The sequence below is a fragment of the Natronoarchaeum sp. GCM10025321 genome, from assembly GCF_042663585.1.
GTDB lineage: Archaea > Halobacteriota > Halobacteria > Halobacteriales > Natronoarchaeaceae > Natranaeroarchaeum.
The window spans coordinates 2,153,546-2,177,350 of the sequence record NZ_JBHTAN010000006.1 but is presented as its reverse complement, the minus strand read 5'-3'; the positions used below and the strand labels follow the sequence as shown (position 1 = coordinate 2,177,350).

Annotated in this window: 27 protein-coding genes and 2 tRNA genes; 15 read left to right on the top strand and 14 right to left on the bottom strand. The window is 62.1% G+C overall.

Going from position 1 to position 23,805, the window contains the following annotated elements; genetic code table 11:
* Positions 1 to 9: 9 nt before the first annotated feature.
* A complete protein-coding gene (locus tag ACFQL3_RS13975; protein ID WP_377055319.1) occupies positions 10 to 1,068 on the bottom strand; it encodes a glycosyltransferase family 4 protein in 1,059 nt (352 codons plus the stop codon).
* 93 nt (positions 1,069 to 1,161) lie between these two features.
* On the opposite strand from ACFQL3_RS13975, the gene ACFQL3_RS13970 reads away from it, so the two are divergent.
* Positions 1,162 to 3,015, top strand: a complete 1,854-nt coding sequence (locus ACFQL3_RS13970) for a S9 family peptidase (protein ID WP_377055317.1) — start codon at positions 1,162 to 1,164, stop codon at positions 3,013 to 3,015.
* 69 nt (positions 3,016 to 3,084) lie between these two features.
* The gene (locus ACFQL3_RS13965) at positions 3,085 to 3,699 is read left to right on the top strand and encodes a DUF309 domain-containing protein (protein WP_377055315.1); all 615 of its coding nucleotides are present in this window, start codon (positions 3,085 to 3,087) and stop codon (positions 3,697 to 3,699) included.
* On the opposite strand, the gene azf is transcribed toward ACFQL3_RS13965, so the two are convergent.
* Positions 3,700 to 4,467, bottom strand: a complete 768-nt coding sequence (gene azf, locus ACFQL3_RS13960; RefSeq protein ID WP_377055313.1) for an NAD-dependent glucose-6-phosphate dehydrogenase Azf — start codon at positions 4,465 to 4,467, stop codon at positions 3,700 to 3,702.
* Positions 4,468 to 4,570: 103 nt separating this feature from the next.
* Here azf and ACFQL3_RS13955 point away from each other — a divergent pair, with 103 nt between their 5' ends.
* The 3 genes from ACFQL3_RS13955 (at position 4,571) to ACFQL3_RS13945 (ending at position 6,638) form a co-directional block, all read left to right on the top strand.
* Entirely contained in the window at positions 4,571 to 4,915 is a 345-nt protein-coding gene (locus ACFQL3_RS13955) for a dihydroneopterin aldolase family protein (RefSeq protein WP_377055311.1), read from the top strand.
* A gap of 121 nt (positions 4,916 to 5,036) precedes the next feature.
* Positions 5,037 to 6,107: a DUF7544 domain-containing protein gene (locus ACFQL3_RS13950; protein ID WP_377055309.1), complete on the top strand. Its 1,071-nt coding sequence runs from the start codon at positions 5,037 to 5,039 to the stop codon at positions 6,105 to 6,107.
* 114 nt (positions 6,108 to 6,221) lie between these two features.
* The gene (locus ACFQL3_RS13945) at positions 6,222 to 6,638 is read left to right on the top strand and encodes a DUF5790 family protein (RefSeq protein ID WP_377055307.1); all 417 of its coding nucleotides are present in this window, start codon (positions 6,222 to 6,224) and stop codon (positions 6,636 to 6,638) included.
* 59 nt (positions 6,639 to 6,697) lie between these two features.
* Here ACFQL3_RS13945 and ACFQL3_RS13940 read toward each other — a convergent pair whose 3' ends face one another.
* The 4 genes from ACFQL3_RS13940 to ACFQL3_RS13925 all read right to left on the bottom strand — a co-directional run bounded on the left by ACFQL3_RS13940 (position 6,698) and on the right by ACFQL3_RS13925 (position 10,302).
* On the bottom strand, positions 6,698 to 7,432 hold the full coding sequence (locus ACFQL3_RS13940) for a creatininase family protein (RefSeq protein WP_377055305.1): 735 nt from the start codon (positions 7,430 to 7,432) through the stop codon (positions 6,698 to 6,700).
* Between the two features lie 51 nt (positions 7,433 to 7,483).
* Positions 7,484 to 9,418, bottom strand: a complete 1,935-nt coding sequence (locus ACFQL3_RS13935; RefSeq protein WP_377055303.1) for an ABC transporter ATP-binding protein — start codon at positions 9,416 to 9,418, stop codon at positions 7,484 to 7,486.
* Positions 9,419 to 9,481: 63 nt separating this feature from the next.
* Positions 9,482 to 9,751, bottom strand: coding sequence for a DUF7538 family protein (locus tag ACFQL3_RS13930; protein WP_377055301.1), 270 nt, complete (start codon positions 9,749 to 9,751; stop codon positions 9,482 to 9,484).
* 47 nt (positions 9,752 to 9,798) lie between these two features.
* The gene (locus ACFQL3_RS13925; protein ID WP_377055299.1) at positions 9,799 to 10,302 is read right to left on the bottom strand and encodes a DUF192 domain-containing protein; all 504 of its coding nucleotides are present in this window, start codon (positions 10,300 to 10,302) and stop codon (positions 9,799 to 9,801) included.
* Positions 10,303 to 10,387: 85 nt separating this feature from the next.
* On the opposite strand from ACFQL3_RS13925, the gene ACFQL3_RS13920 reads away from it, so the two are divergent.
* Positions 10,388 to 10,461: transfer RNA gene (locus ACFQL3_RS13920), tRNA-Val, on the top strand.
* Positions 10,462 to 10,801: 340 nt separating this feature from the next.
* On the opposite strand, the gene ACFQL3_RS13915 is transcribed toward ACFQL3_RS13920, so the two are convergent.
* Positions 10,802 to 11,035: a hypothetical protein gene (locus ACFQL3_RS13915; protein ID WP_377057112.1), complete on the bottom strand. Its 234-nt coding sequence runs from the start codon at positions 11,033 to 11,035 to the stop codon at positions 10,802 to 10,804.
* Positions 11,036 to 11,229: 194 nt separating this feature from the next.
* Here ACFQL3_RS13915 and ACFQL3_RS13910 point away from each other — a divergent pair, with 194 nt between their 5' ends.
* The 3 genes from ACFQL3_RS13910 to ACFQL3_RS13900 all read left to right on the top strand — a co-directional run bounded on the left by ACFQL3_RS13910 (position 11,230) and on the right by ACFQL3_RS13900 (position 14,328).
* Complete coding sequence (locus ACFQL3_RS13910) at positions 11,230 to 12,588, top strand: RNA-guided endonuclease TnpB family protein (RefSeq protein ID WP_377055297.1); 1,359 nt, start codon at positions 11,230 to 11,232, stop codon at positions 12,586 to 12,588.
* 113 nt (positions 12,589 to 12,701) lie between these two features.
* Entirely contained in the window at positions 12,702 to 14,165 is a 1,464-nt protein-coding gene (locus tag ACFQL3_RS13905) for a hypothetical protein (RefSeq protein ID WP_377055295.1), read from the top strand.
* Between the two features lie 89 nt (positions 14,166 to 14,254).
* A tRNA-Phe gene (locus ACFQL3_RS13900) sits at positions 14,255 to 14,328 on the top strand.
* Between the two features lie 468 nt (positions 14,329 to 14,796).
* Here the strand turns inward: ACFQL3_RS13900 and ACFQL3_RS13895 are convergent.
* The 4 genes from ACFQL3_RS13895 to ACFQL3_RS13880 form a co-directional block, all read right to left on the bottom strand.
* A complete protein-coding gene (locus ACFQL3_RS13895; RefSeq protein ID WP_377055293.1) occupies positions 14,797 to 14,946 on the bottom strand; it encodes a DUF7557 family protein in 150 nt (49 codons plus the stop codon).
* A gap of 141 nt (positions 14,947 to 15,087) precedes the next feature.
* Complete coding sequence (locus ACFQL3_RS13890; RefSeq protein ID WP_377055291.1) at positions 15,088 to 15,561, bottom strand: MOSC domain-containing protein; 474 nt, start codon at positions 15,559 to 15,561, stop codon at positions 15,088 to 15,090.
* 213 nt (positions 15,562 to 15,774) lie between these two features.
* Complete coding sequence (locus ACFQL3_RS13885) at positions 15,775 to 15,978, bottom strand: hypothetical protein (RefSeq protein ID WP_377055289.1); 204 nt, start codon at positions 15,976 to 15,978, stop codon at positions 15,775 to 15,777.
* An 80-nt stretch (positions 15,979 to 16,058) separates the two neighbouring features.
* On the bottom strand, positions 16,059 to 16,535 hold the full coding sequence (locus ACFQL3_RS13880; RefSeq protein WP_377055287.1) for a metal-dependent hydrolase: 477 nt from the start codon (positions 16,533 to 16,535) through the stop codon (positions 16,059 to 16,061).
* Positions 16,536 to 16,765: 230 nt separating this feature from the next.
* Here ACFQL3_RS13880 and ACFQL3_RS13875 point away from each other — a divergent pair, with 230 nt between their 5' ends.
* Together ACFQL3_RS13875 and ACFQL3_RS13870 are read left to right on the top strand one after the other, a co-directional pair.
* Positions 16,766 to 18,076 (top strand): MFS transporter, encoded by a 1,311-nt coding sequence (locus ACFQL3_RS13875; RefSeq protein ID WP_377055285.1) that lies wholly within the window; start codon positions 16,766 to 16,768, stop codon positions 18,074 to 18,076.
* 75 nt (positions 18,077 to 18,151) lie between these two features.
* Complete coding sequence (locus ACFQL3_RS13870; protein ID WP_377055283.1) at positions 18,152 to 18,427, top strand: ubiquitin-like small modifier protein 1; 276 nt, start codon at positions 18,152 to 18,154, stop codon at positions 18,425 to 18,427.
* A 28-nt stretch (positions 18,428 to 18,455) separates the two neighbouring features.
* On the opposite strand, the gene ACFQL3_RS13865 is transcribed toward ACFQL3_RS13870, so the two are convergent.
* Entirely contained in the window at positions 18,456 to 18,872 is a 417-nt protein-coding gene (locus ACFQL3_RS13865; RefSeq protein ID WP_377055281.1) for a MoaD/ThiS family protein, read from the bottom strand.
* 101 nt (positions 18,873 to 18,973) lie between these two features.
* On the opposite strand from ACFQL3_RS13865, the gene ACFQL3_RS13860 reads away from it, so the two are divergent.
* From ACFQL3_RS13860 to ACFQL3_RS13850, 3 genes are all read left to right on the top strand, one after another.
* A complete protein-coding gene (locus ACFQL3_RS13860; protein WP_377055279.1) occupies positions 18,974 to 19,357 on the top strand; it encodes a hypothetical protein in 384 nt (127 codons plus the stop codon).
* A gap of 77 nt (positions 19,358 to 19,434) precedes the next feature.
* Positions 19,435 to 19,692, top strand: a complete 258-nt coding sequence (locus ACFQL3_RS13855) for a hypothetical protein (RefSeq protein ID WP_377057110.1) — start codon at positions 19,435 to 19,437, stop codon at positions 19,690 to 19,692.
* Between the two features lie 12 nt (positions 19,693 to 19,704).
* On the top strand, positions 19,705 to 20,076 hold the full coding sequence (locus ACFQL3_RS13850; protein ID WP_377055277.1) for a hypothetical protein: 372 nt from the start codon (positions 19,705 to 19,707) through the stop codon (positions 20,074 to 20,076).
* 9 nt (positions 20,077 to 20,085) lie between these two features.
* Here ACFQL3_RS13850 and ACFQL3_RS13845 read toward each other — a convergent pair whose 3' ends face one another.
* Both ACFQL3_RS13845 and ACFQL3_RS13840 read right to left on the bottom strand, forming a co-directional pair.
* Entirely contained in the window at positions 20,086 to 20,448 is a 363-nt protein-coding gene (locus ACFQL3_RS13845) for a hypothetical protein (protein ID WP_377055275.1), read from the bottom strand.
* A 35-nt stretch (positions 20,449 to 20,483) separates the two neighbouring features.
* Entirely contained in the window at positions 20,484 to 22,466 is a 1,983-nt protein-coding gene (locus ACFQL3_RS13840; RefSeq protein WP_377055273.1) for an aldehyde ferredoxin oxidoreductase family protein, read from the bottom strand.
* Between the two features lie 351 nt (positions 22,467 to 22,817).
* Here ACFQL3_RS13840 and ACFQL3_RS13835 point away from each other — a divergent pair, with 351 nt between their 5' ends.
* Complete coding sequence (locus ACFQL3_RS13835) at positions 22,818 to 23,792, top strand: ABC transporter substrate-binding protein (protein ID WP_377055271.1); 975 nt, start codon at positions 22,818 to 22,820, stop codon at positions 23,790 to 23,792.
* The last annotated feature ends 13 nt before the right edge of the window (positions 23,793 to 23,805 follow it).

Sequence of the window (23,805 nt, the reverse complement as noted above, 5' to 3'; positions counted from 1 at the left end):
GAACTACCGTCAGAGGACGCCGTACTGCTTTCGAAGCTCTCGATACAGATCCAGATACTGTTCGAGCACTGCCCCGCGGTCGAAGCCTGCGAACTCCTCGTCGACCGTCTTCGAGTCCATCTCGCCGGCCTCGCGGATGGCGTCGGCGAGTTCGCTCTCCGATGTCGTCCGGAAGCCACGCTCGCGCCCTTCGACGAGTTCGTGAGCGCTGGAGTCGACGTGGTACTCGACGATGCCGACGCAGCCACAGGCCAGACCCCAGAGCATCTCGGTCGGGAAGCGACACTGGTGGGCGGTCTGGACGAAGACGTGGGCGCTCCTGTAGATGGAGACTCGCTCCTCGCGGGAGAGCGCGCCGGCGAAGGTGATCCGGTCGTCGATCCGCAGGTCGCGGACCTGCCGTTCGTACTCCGCGCGCCGGGGGCCGTCGCCGATTACGGTTGCCGACCAGTCGAACTCGCGTAACTCGGCGAGGGCGAGCAGGAGGCTCTCGAGATTCGCCCCCTCGTCGAGGTCGCGCGCGTAGACGATGTGGCGCTCGTCGGCCGGTTCGGTCTCGCGGATCAGGTCGAAGTCGACGCTGTTGGGGACGACCTGTGTCCGGTCGGCGTCCGCCCCGTTCTCGCGCAGCCGCGTCCGGACGAGTCTGGAGGGGACAGCGATCCGATCCGGTGCCGAGAGCGCCCGGCGCGAGAGAAAGCCGTCGCCGACCGCCGGATCGTACCAGTCACAGAGCAAGGGGGTCCGCGCCAGCGTCGCGCCGAAACTTGCAGACGCAACCGCAGGCGGGTACGTCGCTGCGGCGTGGACCACGTCGGGGTCACAGCCGTTGATCGCGAAGGGGAGCGTGAGGAGGAAGGATCGTTTCGAGTCGGTCGACCTGACGACGCCGTGGTAGGTGATCTCCTCGCTCTCGAAGGTGCCGATCCGTTTGTCCCACCACTGCGAGCAAAAGACGTGAACGTCGTGGCCCCGCTCGACCAGTGCTCTGGCGATCCGGTCGACACGTCGTTGCGGTGATGCGTCACGCTGGTGAACTGTCTCGAACGAAACCATCGCGACGCGCATACACGGGTCGGATGTGACCCCGGATTAAAAATCCCGCCTATTCCATGCAGGGACCGGCGGTGACGTTTTGCCGCTGCGCTCGCTGGTAGGGATATGTCCTACTCGATCGAGCGCTATCTGAACGTCCGCAGCGCGTATGGCAGTTCGTTCGGCCCCGACGGCGAACGGCTTGCCTTCCTGCTGAACACGACCGGCACCCCGCAGATCTGGACGCTCGACGGGTCGAACCGCTGGCCCGAACAGCGCACCTTCTACGACGAACGGGTCACCTTCGTCTCGTGGTCACCCGAACGCGACGAGGTGGCCTTCGGTATGGACGAGGGGGGCAACGAGCGCCAGCAACTGTTCCTGCTGGATATGACCGACGGGACGATCAGGAACCTGACCACACTCTCCGATGCAGAGCACGATACTGGCTCGAAGCGTCGTCACGAGCCTCGCGCCGCCCGTGCGAAACACAGGTGGGGCGGCTGGTCCCACGACGGCGACCGCTTCGCCTTCGCGTCCAACCGCCGCGACGAGTCGGTGTTCGACGTCTACGTACAGGCTCGCGACGAACGCGGCGACGACGCCCAACTCGTCCACGAGGGCGACGGGTGGCTGTCGGTCGCCGGCTGGAGCCCCGACGACGACCGCCTGCTCGTCCACGAGTCACGGTCGAGTTTCGATCAGGGCCTCTACGTGCTGGATCTCGACAGCGAGACGCTCTCACACGTCACGCCACACGAGGGGGACGTCCGGTACCAGAGCGTCCAGTGGGGACCGGATGGCGAGGGGGTCTATCTGGTCACTGACGAGGGGAGTGATACGCTGTATCTCGCCCGTCTCGACCTGGCGAGCGAGGACCTCGACACCGTCCGCGAGGGCGGCGAGTGGAACGTCGGCGGCGTCGCTCTCGACGAGGAGACGGGACGGCTCGTCTACTCGCGAAACGTCGACGGCTACACGGATCTCACGGCCGGACGGCTCGTCGACGAGACGACGATCGAGGCGGTGCCGACTCCCGATTTCCCGGCCGGAACCGCTGGCGGCGTCTCCTTCGGGCCGGACGCCGAGCAGTATGCCCTCACCGTGAACGGTCGGTCGACGAACCCGAACGTCTACGTCGTCGAGTTCGAGACTGGCGCGGCCGAGCGCTGGACCGATGCGCCGACCGCGGGCATCCCCCGCGAGACGTTCCGGTCGCCCGAACTGGTGCGCTTCGAGAGCTTCGACGGGCGGGCGATCCCCGCGTTCTTCTCTCTGCCCGAGGATCCCGTCGAGAGTGAGACGCCCGTCATCGTCGATATCCACGGTGGTCCGGAGAGCCAGCGCCGCCCCGCTTTCAGCGGCGTCAAGCAGTACTTCCTCGACCGTGGGTACGCAGTCTTCGAGCCGAACGTCCGCGGATCGTCGGGCTACGGCCGCGAGTACACCCACCTCGACGACGTCGAAAAGCGGATGGATTCGGTGAGAGACGTCCGCGCCGGCGTCGAGTGGCTCCACGAGCACCCCGCGGTCGATCCCGACCGGATCGCCGTCAAGGGCGGTTCCTACGGGGGGTTCATGACTCTCGCCAGCCTCACCCAGTATCCGGACCTCTGGGCGGCGGGCGTCGACGTCGTCGGCATCGCGAACTTCGTTTCGTTCCTGGAGAACACCGGCGACTGGCGGCGCGAACTCCGCGAGGCAGAGTACGGGTCGCTCACGGAGGACCGCCCGTTCCTCGAATCGATCAGCCCGATCAACAGTGCCGACGCCATCGCGGCCCCGCTGTTCGTGCTTCACGGCGAGAACGACCCCCGCGTGCCCGTCGGCGAGGCCGAACAGATCGTCGAGGAGGTGCGCGAACAGGGCGTTCCGGTCAGAAAGTTGCTCTTCGAGGACGAGGGCCACGGATTCAGCAAACTCGACAACCGAATCGAGGCCTACTCCGCGATTGCCGACTTCCTCGACGGGCACGTCTGAGCCGAGTCATCGAGTGCCACGACGGCCGCCCGTCGAGACGTTTACCCTGCTCCGGGCGGATGTCTACGCATGGACGCGGAACTGCGGGCCGGCATCGCCATCTACAACGCCGGCGAGTACCACGCCGCCCACGACGCCTGGGAGGACCGCTGGCTGGACCTGGGCGACGGCACGGACGACGAGCGCTTTCTGCACGGCCTGATCCAGTTTACCGCCGCGGTCTACCACGCCCGGAACCGAAACTGGGAGGGTGCGACGGGGCTCGCCGAGAGCGCGCTCGACTATCTCGATGGGCTTTCCGAGCCCTATCGTGGCGTGGCTCTCGACCCTGTCCGGGCATATCTCGGACCGCTCGCTACCGACCCGGAACTCATCGAGCGCCGGGAGCCGCCAGTCCTCACCCACGAGGACCGCGCGCTCGCGCTGGGTGACCTCGACGTCGACGCCGCCTTCGTGGCCGCCGAGGTGCTGGCCGAGGAGTCGGAGCACTACGACGAGGGGGTGCTCGAGGACGGGGTCGGCTACGCGCGCGAGGAACTCGGCGACGCGGAGACGACGTTCATAACACTCGTCGTCGATTTCGTCGGCGATCCGGAGAACAGGGGCATCATCTACCAGCGCCTGAGTGAGCACGTCGAGCGCCGCAAACACCGTGAACGGGACGTCGACGGACTGTTCGACTAGCTACTCGGTTTGTGCCTTCTTTTCGCCGTCGAACTCGGCGGAGTTGTCCCGTGGGTCGTAGCCCAGCACGTCCTTCGCGCGTTCGAGCGAGTAGTACTTGCGGTCGTTGTCGGAGATCCCATATACGATCTCGTAGTCGTAGTCGGCCTTGATACAGCGGTCGAAGAGGTGGGCACAGTCCCGGTAGGAGAGCCACATGGCCTGTCCGCGCTCGTAGTCGATCGGCGGGTGGCCTTTGGTGAGATTGCCGATCCGGACACAGGCGACGCTCAGGTCGTAGTGGTCGTGGTAGTACCGGCCGAGCGTCTCGCCGGCGGCCTTGCTGACGCCGTACAGGTTGCTCGGGCGGGGGAGTTCGGAGCCATCGAGGCGGTACTCGTGGTTGTCACGATACATATCGGGCGTCCGGTCCTCCGTCTCGTACGCGCCGACAGCGTGGTTCGACGAGGCGAAGACGACTTTCTCGACGCCGGTCTGGGCCGCGATGTCGAACACCTTCTTCGTGCCGTCGATGTTGTTCTCCAGAACGCTGTTCCAGGGGGCTTCCGGACGTGGATCGCCAGCGAGGTGGATGACCGCACGGACGTCCTTCATCGCGTTCCGGAGGGCGGCCTCGTTGGTGACGTCAGCGACGACGTACTCACCGGGTGTGTCGCCGGTCGGCGGCTCCTGGTCTAAGAGTCGCCAGTCGTACTCGTCGGCGATACCGCCGAGGATTGCGGAGCCGACCCGGCCACTTGCGCCGGTGAGCAGTACGGGTTCGTCCATTTACTCGTTCAGTGGACCAGGTGAGTCAAGTACCATACGGTTTGTGCCCGTGACGGACAACCGCTTTCCAAGGTGATTTACGCCGAGTCTCAAACGTTCGAGCATGGAGCCACAAGAGGGCGAACGCGCGTGTTTCGAGGCCGGTATCAAGTTCGGGACGCTGTATCATCAGTTCGCGGGGACGCCGGTGAGCCCCGCCAGCGCGTCGAGCCTCGAACGCGCCATGGAGGAGTCGATCGAGAACCAGCCCCATGCCGCCGAAGTGCGCGTCGATATCCTCGAAGACGAACTCGATGCGGCCATTGACCACGGCTACACGGAACTGACAGGCGAGTTCATGGAAGTCGAGATCACTATCGAGTACGAGGACAGCGAGGTGCTGACGAGAATGGAGATGGAAGACGGCTATCCGATGATGCGGGTCGAGGATATTCGCCGCGGAGAGTAGGGAGCCGCGTCGAGGATAGTCGCCGCGGCGAACTAGCTATCTGGACGCTGCCCGTCGGTTTTAGGCGTGGATGGTACCCTCTCCGACAGTGTATTTTATGCTGGCCCTCTTATGTTTCCGTATGAGTCTATCTGCGGTCAGATCCGTCGGCGACGCGATCGATCTCACGCGGGAACTCATGACGCCGTTTGCGCCCGGACGAATTCTCAAACTCTCGGTCGTCGTCTTCCTGCTCAGCGGCGGCGGGATCAGCCTCTCTGCGAACGTCCCGCCGATCCCGCCGTCAGTCGACCCGACCTACAGCGGCCCGACCCTCGAAGAGATCACGACGGGCGAGGCGTTTGCGGACGGGCCGGTCGCCGATGCGGATCCGGGAGCGATCCCCGAGGATCTACTGCTGGCAGTCGCGGCCGCTGCCGTCGTCTTCGCGCTGTTCGCGCTGGCGTTTGTCGCGCTCGCCTCTATCGCCGAGTTCGTCTTCGTCGAGTCGCTTCGGAGTGGTGACGTCACCGTCCGGACGTACGTGGCCCGACGCTGGAAGCAGGGTCTTTCACTGCTCGCGTTCCGACTTGTACTCGGCCTCGTTGCAACAGTTGCAGTCGCCGGTACGGCGCTGACCGTGCTGGAACTCGGCATCGCCGACTCGCTCGCCGACGCGGTGGGGTATGCCGCTTCAGTGGGCGCGTTCGTCGCACTCGCGACGACTGTCGTCAGCAGTCTGACTACCTACTTCGTCGTCCCGACGATGATACAGGAAGAGCGGGGCATCCGCTCCGGTTGGGCGCGGGTCTGGACTGCACTGCGTGCCCAACCTGCCGAGTTTCTGGTCTTCGTGGTCGTGCAGTACGTTCTCGGCCTCCTCCTCGCGGCGGCCGTCACGACCGTCCTTGCGTTCGCTGGTGGATTCGTTGCGCTCGCGCTCGCGGTGGTGTTCGGAACGGTCATCGTCGTCGGCGGACTCGGTGTCACCTCGGGCGCGGGACTGGTGCTCGTCGTCGTCGCCGCACTCATCGGCCTCGTACTGCTGGTAGGTGTCGCGGCCGTCCTGCAGGTCCCCGTCCAGAGCTATCTCCGATACTACGGCCTGCTCGTCCTCGGCGACGTCGAGGAGCGACTCGATCTGGTACCAGAGCAGCGCGAGCGGGCCCGAGAGAGGCAGTTCGGCGTCACGACGGGGAGCGAAGAAGCGTAGCCGGTCACGCCGAGTCGACAGACTCGCCAGATTGGCCGAAAAAACGGCCGAAATCCGGAATTTCACTTTCACTTTCGGGCGACTTTTTAACAGCGATCGGATAGAAGTATGTGTATGAGTCAGTCAACGCTCGACGACGACGAACTGTTCGGCGAGGCGGCATCGGAGATGCGAGACGACGTCGAATCATCGCTGGACGACGCGCGGGCCGAACTCCCCGACAGCGAAACGGTCTGGGAGACTCAGGGCGAGAACGTGCTCGGGGTACTCAACTCGCTGCGGTCGGCACTCGATATCGGCGAGGCGACTGATCACCTCCGCGATGCGAAAAAGTGGTTCACGATGGGCCAGCGCGCCGACGCGTTCGACGACGCCGACGATCTGGAGGAATCGATCGCGGAAGTCGAAGCGCTGATCGAGACCATCGAGGAAGCCAACGAACAGGTCGGCGATCTGACGGCGACGATTCCGGATCTCAAGAGTTCCCTCGAAGACGCGGCCGGCGATGACGATGCCGCAGACGAGGAGTAGCGCCGCGTCCGGATCGACGATCCGACATCTCGCGTCAGTCGAGCAGCGACTGTCGAACCTTACTTATGTTCCGGGCGCTCTACGTCTCGCGTCGCCACCGCGCTCAGTAGCTCTGCGAGCGCCTCTGCCGCCAGTTCGAGCAGTTCCTCCCCGCGCTCGGCGTCGCCATCACCCGGATCGCCGACGACGCCGTTCTCGGTGAACTCCGCGGAGTCGTACGCGAGGTTGACGCCGCTTTGCCACTCGCCCCAGCCGTCGCTGGCACCCTCTCGTGCCTCCTTGATCCGGTCCTCGGCGACGCTCTCGGGCCGGACGTGACGCAGGAGTGCGGTCTCCAGCGGCCCGCCGTGGCCCATCTCCGAACTGTGGTCGCCGACCGCCTCGAACCAGGTGAACGGGACGGCATAGGCATCGTCATGGCGCGTGATCCGCCCGGCGACCTCACGGAGGGCGTCGGTGTTTCCCCCGTGGCCGTTCACGATGACCACCCGATCCCAGCCGTGGTACGCGAGGCTGTCGATGGTCTCGCGGACGTACGAGCGGAAGGTGTCCTCGCTCACCCAGAGCGTTCCGGGAAACTGGCGGTGTTCCTCGGCGACGCCGACCGGAATCGGCGGCGCGACGACGACCTCCCCGTACTCCTCGGCTCCTGCCTCCGCGACCGCTTCGGCAGTGATCGCGTCGGTGCCAAGCGGTGCGTGTGGGCCGTGCTGTTCCGTACTTCCGACCGGTACGATGGCGACGTCGGCGTCGCTCGCGTCGGCATCCGTCCAGGTAGAATCGCTCAGGTGCACGTCCTGTGCGTTGCGGGCACGCCACTAAATAGGTAGTCGTCGGCGGGGTGCTCAGTCGTCGTCGGTCTCGGTCCGGGCCTGCCGCTTTGCCGCCCGGTCGATGAACTCCTGTGGGAGTTTGTCGATCTCGCCGGCCTGGACGCCCCAGAGGTGCGCATAGAGCCCGTCGTTACCGAGTAGCTCTTCGTGAGTACCTCGCTCGACGATCCGGCCGTCTTCGAGGACGAGGATCTTCTCGGCGTCCTTGATCGTCGAGAGCCGGTGGGCAATCGAGAATGTAGTGCGGTCCTCGGTGAGACGGTTCAGACTACGCTGGATTAGCATCTCCGTCTCGGTGTCGACGTCGCTGGTGGCCTCGTCGAGGATCAGGATCTCGGGATCCTTGAGGATGGCACGGGCAATCGAGAGCCGCTGGCGCTGGCCGCCGGAGAGTTTGACGCCCCGTTCGCCGACCTCGGTGTCGTAGCCCTCGGGGAGGTTCTGGATAAACTCGTGAGCCTCGGCCATCTTTGCGGCCTCGACCACGTCCTCGCGCTCGACGTCGAAGGTGCCGTAGCGGATGTTCTCCTCGACGGTGCCGTAAAACAGGAACGTATCCTGGCTGACGTATCCGATCGAGCGCCGCAGGCTGTTGAGCGTCACGTTTCGGAGGTTCTGGCCGTCGATCCGGATCGCTCCCTCGTCGACGTCGTACATCCGCAGCAGTAGCTTCAGGACGGTGGACTTCCCGGCGCCGGTCGGCCCGACGAGTGCGAGCGTCTCGCTGCCTTCGACCGTGAAGTCGACGTCCTCGATGATCGTCTCCTCGTCGTAGCCAAAGGAGATGTCGTCGTACTCGACGCGACCATCCGTGACGGTGAGTTCGGTCGCGTTCGGGTCCTCCTCGACCCGACTCGGCTCGTCCATCAGTCCGAAGATCCGGGCCGACGAGGCGCGAGCGCGCTGGTACATGTTGATGATCTGCCCGAACTGCGCCATCGGCCAGATGAACCGCTGGGTGTAGAGGATGAACACGACGAAGGTACCGGTTCGGAGTTCACCGGTAAACGGCCCCGGAGCCCCCTGGAACACCCACAGACCGCCGACGATAAACGTGATGACGAAGCCGATACCGGCGATGACGCGCAGGCCGGGGAAGAACTTGATCCGCGTGGTGATGGCGTCCCAGTTGGCGTCGAAGTAGTCCATCGAGACGTCGTCGACCCGTTCGGACTCGTAGTCCTCGGTGGTGCTCGACTTGATAACCTGGATGCCGCCGAGGTTGTTCTCGAGTCTGGAGTTGACGTTTCCGACCGTCGAGCGGACCTCCGCGTACTTCGGCTGAATGATCTTGATAAAGAAGTACGTAAAGGCCATGATCAGCGGGACGGGAAGCATGGCAACCAGGGCTAACTGCCAGTTGTACGCAAAGAGCAGCAAGCCGATCCCAAAGACCATTACGACGAGTCTGAACAGCGAGTTCATCCCGTCGTTGAGGAACCGTTCGAGGCGATTGACGTCGTTCGAGAGGATCGACATCATCTCGCCGGTCTGTTTGTCGGCGAAGAAGTCCATGTTCAGCCGCTGCATCTTGTCGTAGGTGTCGGTCCGGACGTCGTGCTGGATGTTCTGGGCGAAGGAGTTGAACCCCCAGTTACGCGTCCAGTGGAAGACTGAACCCAGGATGAACGCGCCCCCGATGATTCCGATCGTTAGCCAGAACTGCCCTTCCGTCGTTCCGGGGACGACTGGCTCGATGAGGTTTCCACCGATCGGGAACGCCTCGGCGTAGCCCACCTCCTCGAAGAAGACGGCGTCAATAGCGACACCCAGCATGATCGGCGGCAGCAGATCGAGGATCCGTGCGAAGATGCTCGTAATGATGCCAACGATGGCCTGAAACCTGTACCGGCTACCGTAGGCACTGAACAACCGCCGCATCGGGTTCTCGATCTTGTCCCGTTGCTCTTCGAAGGGGTCGTCCTCGTCCCAGTCGACACCGCTCATTCACTCGGTTTAACAGACAACGGTCTAAAAGAGTTTGTTAGAACGGGAGATTAACCGGTTTCTCTAGATATCGCGTCGTTCGATCTCCGGGTCGATCCCCGCGGCGTCGAGGTCCATTCGGATCCGATCGCGAAGCGGCGTCGGTACTGTCTCCCGACCGACGGGCACTGCCGTCTCACCGTCTCCCTTCACCTTCCAGTAGAGCACGCAGTCGCTCGGTTCGTAGTACTCGATGCTGTAGTACTCGTCCGCGCCTTCGTAGTGAACGCGCGCCGCAAAGCCCTCCTGCCGCCAGCCGTCCTGCTCGGTGAGCGTGTTCAGCGTGTCGGCCATAGGCGTCATCTAGGAGACGCTGACTCTATGGGTTTTCGATCCATGCGTCAGTCGTGATACTCGATCTCGATCCGATCGCCGACCGAAACGTCGTTGTCGTCCATGTAGCCCCGTGGCACTTCGAGGACGTACTGTCCCGTCCCGCTGTAGCGCTGCTGCTCGCCGTCCTCGTCGGGGGCCGGCGCAGGCGCGCTGTGAATCGTCGTGATTTGGCCGTCGGCGTCGACGAAGACGATGTCGATGCCGAAGGACATGTTCCGCATGACGTAGGTGCGTTCGTCCTCGTCGTCGTGGACGAACAACATCCCTTCGCCATCGGCCAGCGAATCGTGCTCGCTCAGCCCAGTGTAGCGATCTGAGCGCGTGTCCGCGACCTCTGTGTCGACTACTGCGAGCGTCTCCCCGTCCTCGTCGACGACCTCAATAGTCGCATCGGAGTGTTCGCCGGACCATGGAAGCAGGCCCATCTGGCTGGCGAACAGACCGAGCCCCAGGACGCTCACTACGATGACAGTTAGCGAGAACGCGATCCGGAGACGACGGTCGATCATACGTGTTCTGTGGACCAGCAGAATGGTAAGCGTACCGACCGAGAAAGAAAGCGTTATTCCCGTGGGTCGTCTTCGCTCAGGTGCCGGGTTCGTGGTCTAGTTGGTTATGACGCGGCCTTTACAAGGCCGAGATCGGCGGTTCGAACCCGCCCGAACCCACTGAGTTTCTGTCGGCGCTCACTTCCGAGCGCCGCCTGCGCGATGCGGTCGTCGGGTTCGCAACCCAGAGGACGAGCGGAGCGAAGTCCTCGCGGTTCGAACCCGCCCGAACCCATCCTTGCTGTCGCGAACAACTCCGTGAGCGACAGCAGGATCACTGAGGGTTCGGACCCTGCCAGTCGCGCGGAGCGTAGTGAGCACATCTGGCTTCGGTTCGACCCCGCCCGAACCCATCCTCGCTGTCGCGAACAACTCCGTGAGCGACAGCAGAATCACTGAGGGTTCGGACCCATTCGTCACTACTCGTCGACGAGTGCTACCTGGAAACAGTCGGTCGCCCTTACTCCTCGACTTCCGGCGTCGCGAAACTGCCTCCACCGGCGACAATCGCGGCTGACGCGAGCAGTGCCGCGCCGAGCAGGACGAAGTCGTCACTCGGCGAGAGGCCCCCGATCGAGGCGGCGGCGTCGACGATGAATACGGTCACGAATACGCTCAGTATTGCGAACAGTAGCATCACGCTTGCGGCGATGAGACTGCTCAATAATGAACCGAAGGAGTCGAGTACACCTATTCCATCGTTTTACTGGCGCCCGTCTTATATGTCTGTGCTCTGGGAACTCGTCGCAGCCCTGCTGATCTATAGATGGCAGGCAGAGTACCACGGGTCACCTGACCCGTGGGTGAATGCCGTTAACTTGATCAGGCAAACCACGGTGAGTTGATGCGTGGTTTTAATGGGATATGTTGTGATGAATTATTTGTCAGATGAAAGAGCTTGTTGAAACGCTGTGCTTCCGCCTTCACATCGAGAGCGGCGAGCGCTGGCGTCTCAAACAAGCCCGATTCGACGCCCGACCCATCGCAAACCACACCTGGGCAATGCGACAACTCGGATACTCGAAGACCGAGATTGCCAAACAAGTCACGCCGACCGCGAATGATTTCGTGAAAAACAACGCCCAAGCCGTTGTGTGGAAAGCCTGCGACGCCTACAACAGTTACGAGTCCGCGTTGAAAAAATGGCACAATAGCGACAATCAAGACGACTTACCGAAACCACAACCACCCGCGACCGACTCTCTCGGAGCCTTCCCGCTCGTCATGAATCACGGCGAAGGCTACGAACTCACAGTTCGTGACAAAGATGACCGCGTCGGCTACCGCATCAGCACCCAACCATACAAAGAGAAAGTTCGTGGGGTTCTTCGCGGGAATAAACAGTCGCTCGACAGAGTCAAGCACGCGCTTGACTCGTCGAGCTCACTATCTGTGGGTCGAGCAGAGGTTGTGTATCGAGAGGGCGTGTACTACCTACACGTCCCGATACAACAACCAGTCGAACTAGATGCTGCGGACGATGCAGAGTCTGTCATCGCCATCGACATTAACGAACGCAACATCACCACAACCGTCCTCGACAGGGAGTCGCGTGAAACGCTCGCGCAACTCACCATTGATTACGGCCAAGTCAAGCAGAAACGGCAGCGATACTACGACATTAAACGTCGCTGCCAGGAACACGACAAACACAGCGTCGTCCACGAGATCGGGAACCACGTGGAGAACTTTACTGAGTGGACGCTTCACCGACTCAGCAAAGTCATCGAACACTACGTGCGATGGTTCCCGAACCCTGTTGTGGTGTTTGAATCGCTCGACGGTATTCGCAACGACATGGACTACGGCAGCTATATGAACCGCCGATTGCATAAACTGCCGTTTCACGAGTTTGAACGGCAAGTCACGTACAAAGCCCACCGTCACGGTGCGCCAGTCGAGCATGTCGAATCTGAGTATAACTCACAGCGCTGTGCGTGCTGCGGTGAACTTGGCTCTCGGAACGGTGGGCGATTCACGTGTCAGAATGATGTGTGTGCTCTTGAGCAGGATCATTCTGATCGGAACGCGTCGGTGAATGCTGCGGTGCGATGGATTGCGAAAACAGAGACCGGCGATGACAGTCACAGCAACGCGGATAACTACCGACCTCGCAAAACCCCGCCACAAGTGCGGGTGCGCCGGGTCGGGTCGGGACGCCACAACACCACAAATTGTGGTGGTGTGGATGTAAACCGTCCAACCTCATCCCACGAGATCGCCTCACAGGGAGTGCTTCACAGCTAAAGTTGAGGGAACTACAAAAGCCACGGGTCACCCGACCCGTGGTCGTTTACTCGTAGCAATCGTGGTACCAATAGGCAAATACGTTGACCTACTGATCGTCCATGTTTGGGCATATGGCCACTGTTCCGATAGACCGTCGGTCGTTTCTCGCAGGGTCCGTCGTTGTCTTGGCTGGCTGTCTCGGAGACGAGGACGATCAGTCGCCCGAGCAATCAGCTTCCTCATCATACGACGGATACATCAGCGTCTCCGATCAGGTGGGTGACGGATCGTCAGTGACGATCACGGCCGCCTCAGCGTCGGTCGATTACTATCTTGAACTACGACACGGCGAACAAGCGACGGTAAGCGACACGTTTGCGGCCGAGCAATCGGCTACGGACGTGGAGCTACCGATCGCTCCCGAACTCGACAACCACACGACGGTCAGGGTCAGCATCCTGCTCCGGACTGCTGCGGACGACGAGTCGGTGTTGCGCCGCGAGATCGAGTACACCGTCGATCGGCCGGTGGGCCGACTCTCGCTGACCGACCAGAGCGGTGCAGGAGACGTGTTCGTCGTCGACGAGGCGACTGCTGACGCCCGGTTCTATATGATCGTCGAATACGCCGGGGAGCGCTACGAGACGAGCGAGTTCGAGGCAGATCGGACAGTGGAAACCCTGCCAATAGACCTCGATCCGCCGGTCGGAGGGGACCAGGAGATCGCGGTGACGCTGTACACTGTCGACGAAGAGCGCGAACTGGCTACGGAGACGATCACATACGACTTCGAGCGAACGGCCTCGCTACGTGTCTCCGACCAGACCGGGGACGGACGTACGCTCGCTATCGAGAAGGCGACCGCAAACGTTCCCTTCGAGGTCGTCGCTCGATACCCCGGCGAAGTCGTCGAAACCGATACCTTTGCGGCCCGGTCTCTGGTCGAACCGAGGGTGGATCTCGATCCACGCCTCCTGGAGGAGGCGACCGTGGAAGTCAGCGTTCAGGCGTCCGAGGACGGGGCCGACCTGCGGACCGAGCGGGTGACGTTCACCCCCGAATCACCGGACGGTCCGGAGCTAACCGAGACAGCGGCGATCAGACTCGCCCAGGACCCGTTCCCGTTTATTGGCAAGCCGGACGTCTTCGAGGGATGGTTTGACGACGAGATAGACGTCGAGTCACATCCCGACGGCTACCGGGTTCGACTGGGCTATCTCGCGGCGCGGCAGCGAGCCGTGTTTTCCTCGGATGCAAGCCGGACCGAGCAGGCTATCGCGGAGTTCGCAATCAACGTCTTCGAGTCGCTGTTCACCAGCAACTATCAGATTCTCGATATCGAAATCGACGCCTGGCTCACCTTAGAGACTGACAGGTTCGACGACGACGACGAAGACGAAGACGAAGACGAAGACGATGACGATAACGACGATAACGACGACGATAACGACGAGGAGTTCGAGCGAGCGTCGGAGATACGGCTCGACCGATCCGCCGCCGGAGGGGTAGACTGGGACGACCTGCGTGAGGAGCCAGCCGAAAACTTGCCACCTGTCGCCGAAACGTACAGTTTCGACTACTTCGAGCGATCGTAGCGCAGTCCATGAGGTATGGTACCCCACCCGCCGTGTTTCGAAATCCTTTTTCCTTCCATCGATAGAGATAATGGTACGCCACGAGGCGGGCCGCCTTAGCTCAGACTGGGAGAGCACTCGACTGAAGATCGAGCTGTCCCCCGTTCAAATCGGGGAGGCGGCATACCGATTCTATACGGATCCGATTCGAAGAGCGGCGGCCTCGACTGAAGATCGAGCTGTCCCCCTCCCCGCGAGCGGTACGAGGGGTGAGCGAAGCGAACGCCTCGGCGATGAGCGGTGAAACCGCGAATCGAGCGAGAGGGGGCTCGGAAGACGAGCGTAGCGATGTCTTCCGGTGGTTCAAATCGGGGAGGCGGCATTTCTCACCGCGAACAACGTGAAAAAGCGTCGCGACCGTGAGCAGCAAACTGTTTTTTAGCTGAATCGAACACGACGATCGCAGTCCGCACAGCGAACCGAGCAGGAACTGCACATCGTTGCGAATATTGGCGGCCTGTCGAAGAGGCCGCACACGTTGCTGCCAACCGGTTCGCAGAGAGTCCTCGACGAGCGGGCTGAAAAACGACGACGGTGGCGCGGTTGCCGGACAGCGGGGGACGCGCTCACAGAGTGACTCTCTGGTGAGCACTTACTCCGAATAGCCCTCTCGAAGGAACTCGCCTTCCGTCTCGTAGATGGACACCAGTTCCGCGATGAATTCCTCGTGCGATTCACCTTCCTGAAGGTGGCTGTCCAGTCGGTCCTTGAGTTCGTCGCTGATTTCGAGTGTGTATGTCATGGTAGGGAATCCTGACCTCCACATTTATTATAACGTACACATCACTAAAATAACCCGCCTATCACTCTTTGGTACAGTAATAACGACGCTCGGGATAGCCTTCTTCTGGGGCGTCTGACGAGCAGTTCATCCGGAACTGGCTCAAAATTCGACGGCGTCGCCTACGTCGATAGCCCCCGAGTCGACGACGTTCGCGTTCAGTCCGCCGCGATGGGTGAGCGCGTCGACAGCACCCTCGGCATCCGCGAGCGATTCCATGTATCCGCAGGGTTCACACAACCGCACGCCGACCATCGTCGCGTCGCCGACCGTGAACTCGCGGTCGACCAGATGGTTCAGCGGGACGTTTCGGGTGGCGATGTTCCGTCGGGTTTTCCGTGGTTCTAGCTTCATCCCTTCGTCTCGCCGTGCCGCCTCCAGCGCTTCCATCTCGATCAGCGTCACGTCCGTGGCCTCCGGAAGGTCCTCGCGGCGGTTGTAGAGCCCGCGTTCGTGAAAGTACCGGTCGCCACGCAGCCCTCTCCCGGCGACGGCCTCGACGGCGTCGACAACCTCCATCTGCTCGCCCGAATCCGGCGTGACGAAGATCCCCTCGACTGATCCTGTCGTCTCCATACCGGCCCCTCGACCGGATGCCGCATAAAAACACACATCTCTCCGACGTTGGCCACCGCCGCTTGGATCGCTACTGGGCGCGCTGTATCACTCGATAGCTCTTCCGATACGGTCGCTCTGGACCGCACAGAGCGTAGCAAGTCACAGAAGCAATGGCTTATCGGGACAGTCTTTGTGAGGGTCGATCAGCTACCAGCCTCGACGACGGCAAGGTCACCCGGAGAGCCAGGCGTAGGTCTGGATAGCTCCGAAGAACAGCGCAAGCACCGCGTTTTCGACTATCAGGAGACCGTGATCCGGGAATACGGCCCGAGCGACCACGGCGAGAATCCCGAATCCAGTCGCCAAAAGCAGATTGTACTTTGCCAATGCGACCCAACACTCCTGGTCGAGTTCGATGAGGCCGTCGCTTCCCATACGGACGGTTCACTCGCGGAGGTAACAAACGTACTGTTCGACCAGTTTTCGCAGGTGTGGTTTCCTCGAATATCGAACAGTCAGCCGTGACTGTTCCAGATCCGAAGCACGTCCCCCGAGGCGTCCACATAGAGCAGCGACAGTGCCCCGCTCCACAGTATTACCGTTCCAACTGTCGAGTGGCCGCCGGGCGGAAGCGCGAAGAAAAACGATTCGGAGAGGCCCGGATACAGGAAGGGGACCCCCTGGGGAGTCGTCGCGTCGATGAGCAGGTGTGAGACGTATCCCGCTCCGAAGGCAGTCCCGGTGGCCCGATGTCGAACCGCGATGAGAGCCGTCGCGATGGTCGCTACGAGCAAGGTATGAGTAACCCCACGGTGGACGAACGGCCACTCGAACGCCGCCGGAAAGAGGAAATCTATGTCGGGTACGACGCCGCCGACAGCGCCGACGTACGGTCGGTCGGCCAGTATCGCACCCAACACGTAGCCGACGACGGCATGGGTCGCAATAGCGCCGGTGAGGAAGATGACTCGTCCAGCGGGGACTGGTGTCATAAATGACAGTTCTCATCACACTATAAAAAATTGACCGGCCATGCCACCCCGCACGCGAGGGTCCCCTGATCGGTTCGAGACCCGGGGGGTCACGAGTCCCGGTCGTTTCTCCATACAGGCCACGACGCACAGAGACCCGCTATCCAAACATCCTTGTTGACTCCGCACGTCGGTTTCATTCGAGTGACTATACCGAGTCTACCGAGCATTCCGGCCTGTCGGAGCTACCAATGAGAGACCTCTTCGGCGTCAATCCGCAGGTGCTGGCGCTGGCGCTCGCGCGCATGTCCGAGTCCGTTGGCAACTCGTTTCTCATCGTCGTCCTGCCGCTGTTCATCGCTAGCGATTTCGTCAGCGGTGCGACGTTTGGCCTGACAGAGGTGTTTATCACCGGCCTCGTGCTCTCTATTTTCGGCCTCATCAATAGCCCGCTCCAGCCGTTCACTGGGAAGCTTTCGGACCGCACCGGCAGGCGAAAGATCTTCGTCCTGTTCGGACTGACGCTGATCGCCGTCGCTAGCTTCGCGTACTCGCTGGCGTCGGCGTACTGGCATCTGATCTTCCTGCGTGTGCTCCAGGGCATCGCCGGCGCGTTCATTATTCCGACGACAGTCGCCCTGGTCAATGACCTCGCGAGCGAGGGCAACCGGGGCGGCAACATGGGGACGTACAACACCTTCCGCCTGGTCGGGTTCGGCGTCGGCCCCATCGCGGCGGGCGGCGTCGTCGCCGCCGGTCCGTACTCGATCCCCATCGGCGCGACGACGCTGACGCTTACCGGCTTCGACGCCGCGTTCTATCTCGCCGCCTCGACTGCGACGCTTGCCTTCTTTCTCGTGCTGGCGCTCATCCGGGATCCGGACATCGAGCCGTCCGATTCCGACGAATCGGCGCTGAGCGGGATCGACGTCTTCGATCAGACGGGGACCCAGTTGCTCGATCCGGTGTTCGCGCTTGGCGTGGTCTCCTTTTTCATGGCGGTCGGAATCGCCGTCTTCGCCACGCTCGGGGAGATCGTCAACTCCCAACTGAATCAGGGGCCGGAGATGTTCGGCCTCCAGTTCGCCGCGTTCGTGCTCGCACAGATCTTCCTGCAGGCCCCGATCGGGCGCGCGACCGACTTCTACGGACGCAAAGCGTTCATTCTCACTGGCACGATCCTGCTGGTGCCGACGACGCTGGTACAGGGGTTCGTTCCCGGCGTGAGCATCGGTATCGTATCGGACTCGTGGCTGATGTTCAGCGCGCGATTCCTGCAGGGTGCGGCCGGTGCGATGGTCTTTGCACCAGCCCTTGCCCTCGCAGGGGACATCGCGCCTGCCGACGAATCCGGGTCGACGCTGTCCGTACTAACGATGGCCTTCGGCTTCGGCGTCGCTGCCGGGCCGTTGCTCTCCGGAATCCTCGTCGCGTGGGGCTTTGCGGTCCCCTTTGCGTTCGCGGCGTTACTCGCAGGCGTCGGCGTCGCCATCGTCCTGACGCAGGTCGAGGAAGTCAATCCGCCCCGGCGGGCGATCCCTGTCGTCGGTCGGGTGACGTGACGGTATCGTCGTTCGCCCCGTTCTCCACGATCATTGCGCGATTCGATTTATACTGCTCCAGTGCCAGTACCCTGTATGGAGATCGAGATCAGATCGTTCGCCGGCTTCCGTGAGGCTCTCGGACAGAAGACTGTCACTACGACGGCTCCCGAGGAGGCCACCGTCGGCGACGTCCTCCGCGAACTCGACGAGGAACACCCGGAGCTAGAGGTATTCGATACGGATGGCTCGCCGCGGGAGTACATCACAGTGATGAAAAACGGGAAAGATATTACCCATATGGAGGGGATGGAGACCCGACTCGACGACGGCGACACGATCAGTGCGTTTCCGCCGGTGGCGGGCGGATAGCCGGCCGGGGGCTGTCAGCCTGCGGCCCTCAACAGCAGTAGATGAACGGGTAGATGAGCGCGACCCGATCACCGTCGTCAAGTTCGGTATCGAGCCCATCGAGGAGTTCGTTGAACGTCCCGTTGATAACGACGCGAGCGTAGCGTCTGGTCTGCTCGCCCTCTGGGTTCTTCGCGTAGTTCTTGCCCGGTAGCTCGTCCATCTCCGGCGCCCACCCTTGCGTCGTCGCCTCGGCTTCCGTCTCCGCGATCAGCATCTCGCGCACGTCGTACTCCTCGAAGAAGGCGTCCAGAAACTCCCGGAGCGTCTCCCCCTCGAACGTGTACTGGAGTCGCCCGGTCCCGATTGCCGTCCGGACGTGGCCAGTACATCGGACCTCGACGGTCGTCTCCGGGGCCGTCGTGCCGGCCGGCCGCTCACCTGCTCGCTGTCGTGTCTCTCCCATACGTGGTTCTAGGCTCTCAAATCCGAAAGCGTCCGGCCCGAACATGTTCGACTGTCCGGAGCGCCGGTATCTTTTATTTCCGACGCCACCACAGTAGCCGTATGGAAGAACTAGAGCTGTATATTCCGGAGGGAATCGTCGACGCTCTGCCCGAAGACGGTAAAGATACGAAACAGGACATGGGGAGAGCGATCGAAGGCTGGGAAAGCGAACTCAACGCCGCGCTCACCGACGATGCGGGCGAGGCGGTCGGTGCCGTCGTCGACATGATCCAGCATTTCGAGAGTCGATGGGAGGAGTACGACGAGTACGTCGTCGAACTGCGCGCGTGGGGCCAGTCGCCCATCTACGCGATGGGCTGGCGTGATCTCCACGCCTCGATCATCCAGCAGATCTACGACCACAGCGATCTGGCCGACCGGATCGACCGGGAGCGAAACGCCCGGATCGTCGACGACGGGATCCGGCACGGCGGTGGCTCGTAGGCGGACCGTTCCGCCTCGGACGTCGACCGCTGGCGCCAACACCTTTAGCTAACGGCCGCCACTATGAACGTGTGATGATCGAGCGCGAACGGAGCTATCGGGGCGTCTCAGCCAGAGCCGTCATCGGCTATCTCGAGGGGCTTGGCGGCGACCGGATCGACGAAACTACCGTCGAGGGCGACGACTGGCGTGCCTCGGTGGCAGAGTCGACGGTCAGCGTCGGTCGTTCGATGGAACTCACCGAGGTCACCGTCTCCTTCGAGGGCGAGAGCGCGGAGACGCTCGATCCGCTGATCGAGCAGTTCTCACAGAAAGCGGTCCGGGCGGGGGGCTGAGCTATCCCGGCCATGTCTGGCGCCGACCACACGCATCCGATCGATGGGCAGGTAGTGTTGCTCGCAGGCGCACGCGCGAGCGTCACTCTCTCGCGACTGTCGACCCTTCTCGAACGAGCGCAACAGCATCTCGTGGGCCAGTACGAGGCGTACGCGAGGGAGTTCGAACGGATCGAGGGAACGGACGGAACGACCTACTTCCTCGCGCCGGAGGGCCACTGGTCGGGCGTGGGCGAGGACCTGGACCTCACTGAGCGCGAGGCTGACGCTCTCAGACGTGCTCACGAGACACAGTTCCTGCAGGACGGTCGACGCCTCGACAGGCGCGACGAGTTCGAGACCAGCGTGGAGATCAGAGAGCCGGTCGCTATCGCGCCGGCGTGACGGACCCGTCTACTCGTCGCTGTGTGTAATCGTGCCGACGACCCGCTCCGAGAACTCCACTTCGGTCAGGTCCCCGTTGTGCAACTCGTCGATCCACTCCGCGTCGACGTGCCAGCAACCCATTTCGACGCCCTCAAAGTCGGTGACGACGGCCTCGATGTCCGTGCCCGTCCAGTCGTCGTCGTGCAGGTCACGGAAGACGTTGATCACCCGCCCGACCTCGCGGTGGGGGACGATCCCTTCCGAGTCAGCCGAAATCGACTCGTACTGGACCGCGTAGCCGTCCTCCGTTTCCGTGACGGTATCGACGTACACGCCGTGGCTGGTCAACCGTGACTCTACTCGAAACTCGAACTCCTCTGTTTCGCTCATTGATAAATGGACTTCGGGAAGATTGGCCGGGGGTCTCAGTCGTCCGCCGTGGCGGGCGAGTCGCCACTCGACGAGACGCCGGTGCCGGGGCCGATATCGATGTCGAGGTCGTCGAGTTTCTCGTCGGGCACGACGCCGTCGACCCACTCGCGGACCTCGTAATACTCGTCTTTTAGCTGGTCGAGTTCGGCGAGTTGCCCCTCGCTCCCGCCCTGTGCGGGGATAGCGTCCTCGTGGCCCTCGACGAACCGGCCGGGCAGGTCGTCGTCCGCGCCGTCGAAGCCGGCCAGGTTGTTGTAGTACCGTTCGAGGTTGTAGATGCGTTCGCCGGCCTCCATCAGTTCGTCTTCGGTCACGTCGCGGCCGGTCATACCGTTGTACTGGAGCACGTACTCCTCAATACCTTCCGCGAAGGCGTTGAACTTGCAGATGTCGAAGGAGTCCGAGATGGCGTGCAGATCCTGAAAGAGCACACACAGCTCGCCTTTCCCCTCGGGGTCGTGCGGATCGACCTGCTCGGGGATGCCGAGAATCTCCGCTGCCGGGGTGTAGCCGCGCAGGTGACAGGCCCCGCGGTTCGAGGTGGCGTAGCCGATGGCCATCCCCTTCATACAGCGTGGGTCGTAGGCGGCCATCGTCTGGCCTTTGACTGCCAGGGAGTTCTCTTCGGCGTCGAACTCGGGTTCGAGATGTGCGGGGCCGCCCGCGAGATGGTCGCCGAGTTCGTCCTCGCGGTGTGCGATGCGGTCGAGCATCTCGATCATCTCCTCGGTGTCGCCCCAATCTAGACCAGCGGGAGACTCCGTCTCCCGAGCAGACGGGCTTTGCCCGTCGACATCGCCCAGTCCGTCGAACTTGCCCTGCTCGGTCATCTCCATGGCCATCGCCATGGTGTTGCCGGCGTCGATCGTATCGATGCCGAGGTCGTTACACCGGTCGATCATCAGCGTGGCCGCTTCGGCGTCCGTGTGCCCGGAGTTCGGCCCCAGGGCCCACGCGGACTCGTACTCGAACGACTCCATCCGGACGTTCATCTCCTCGCCCTTGTGCTGGGTCTGGACTTCGACTTCCTTCTTGCAGGCGACCGGACAGGAGTGACAGGTCGGTTCGTCGACGAGGATGTTTTCGCGGACGTGCTCGCCGGAGATCTCCTCGGCATCGAGGTCGTCGCCCTCCGAATCACGCATCGACCGGGTCGAGGTGTATGCGGCGTTTTTCGTCGGGAGGCCGTCCATCTCCTCGGTGAGGTTCATCAGGACGTTGGTCCCGTACACCGACAGTCCGCCCTCGTTGGGACCGGTCACGTCGGATTCCTGGATCAACTGCATCGCCTGTTTGTGTCCCTCACGGAACGTCTCCGTGTCCGCGGGTTTGGGCATCTTCGTCGCCGATTTCACGACGACCGCTTTGAGGTTTTTCGACCCCATTACCGCGCCGGTACCGCCGCGGCCCGACGCCCGGTCGTCCTCGTTGACGATACAGGCGTACCGAACCTCGTTCTCCCCGCCGGGGCCGATCGCCATGATCGAGAGGTTCTTGCCGTACTCGCCATCGATCTCATCCTCGACGGTCTCGACGGTCTCGTGGACGCCGCTGCCCCAGAGATGCGAGGCGTCCCGTAGCTCTACTTCGCCGTCTTCGACGTAGGCGTACACTGGCTCCTCGGCTTTCCCCTCGAACAGGAGGCCATCGAAGCCGGACCACTTGAGCCTCGCACCCGACCAGCCACCGTGGTGTGAGTCGGTTACCTGGCCTTCGATCGGGGATTTCGTACAGACGGCGATCCGTCCGCTCATCGTCACCTGTGTCCCGGTGAGGGGGCCGTTCATGAATGCGATCAGGTTGTCGGGGCCGAGTGGGTCCACGTCCGGACCCTGGTCGAAGACGTACTTGACCCCGAGCCCACGGGCGCCGATATACTTCTTCGCATCCTCGTCGTCGATGCTTTCGTAGTTCACTTCACGGTCGCTGAGATCGACACGTGCCACATGATCGTGGAATCCGCCCAAATCTGTCATGGTCTTCTATGTTCTATACGTGGAGCGAGAGAACACTTAATGATTCGGTACGTCAACTATAAGCACTATATTTCCGGGACAGGGTCGTTACTACTGTTCAAAGGAGTTTCAGGCGGTTGTCACTACTGTTTGACATAATGTCCGAAAGCCGGTAGAATACACCGGTAGCTACGACGCTCCATATGAACCGTCATTGTAGCGAAATCGCAGACAGACTGGGGGTAGCCTGCCGAATTTTCGATCGTCGGCCCGTCGACGCTACTCGTGGTATTTACCGAGACCGTGCTTGTCGTAAGTGAATACCGCCTATCCACTCTGATGACAGACGAGGCGTTCTCACGGAGGCAGTTCATGGCTACTAGCGGCCTGGCCGCTACCGCCGGGTTGGCCGGTTGTCTTGGCGGAGATCTCGACGAACTCAGTGTCGCGTATATGCCGATCTATCCGGATCTTCAGTACTTCGTGATGGAGGGTGAAGGCTACTTCGAGGAGGTTGACAGCGACATCGACGCCCGAGAGTTTACCAACGGACCGGCGATCGTTCAGGCGTTCGGCGGCGGAGAGATCGACATCGCGATGTTCGGGATGGTTCCGTCGATGATCGTTAGTGACCGTGGCATCCCCGCGAAAGTGACCGCCGCGAACATCAAAGAGCCGATGGGTATCATGGGCCACCGCGATTTCAACGCCCTGTTCGAGGAGCACGGTGCCGACGCCTTCGACATGTGGGCCGAAGAGACGGGGGACAAATTCACGTTCGGGACGTTCCCACAGGGATCGACACCGGACGTCCTGTTACGTTACTGGCTCCGAGATATCGTCGGTATCGACCCCGAGACGGACGTCGATATCCTCGAAATCGGCGGTGCTAACGCGGTCTGGCAGGCCATCGCCAACGGTGAAATCGACGGCACCTCGATCATGGAGCCAGTACCGACAATCGCTCAGGAGGAGGGTTCGCCCGTGGAGATGCTCCGGACCGCAACAGAGGTCATGCCGGGCCAACCCGCCGCAGTAGTGACGATGGCCGACGAAGTTCGGGATACGGAGATCGCAGAGCAGTTCCTCCGCCAGCACGTTCGTGCGACGGAGTTCATCGAGGCGAACCCGGATCGGACGGCCGAACACGTCGAATCGGGGATCGGAATGCCGGTGGATCGGGCCCGCAAGGCGCTCGACTCGCCGCTATCGAACTTCATTACGGACCCCCGGGAAATCGAGGAGGGAACGAAGATATTCTCGCAGTTCGCTCACGAAAACGGGCAGATCGACGAGGAACTCTCCATGGACCAGATCTTCGATTACAGCGTCTACGACAGTCTGTGAACCGAAGGGGTAC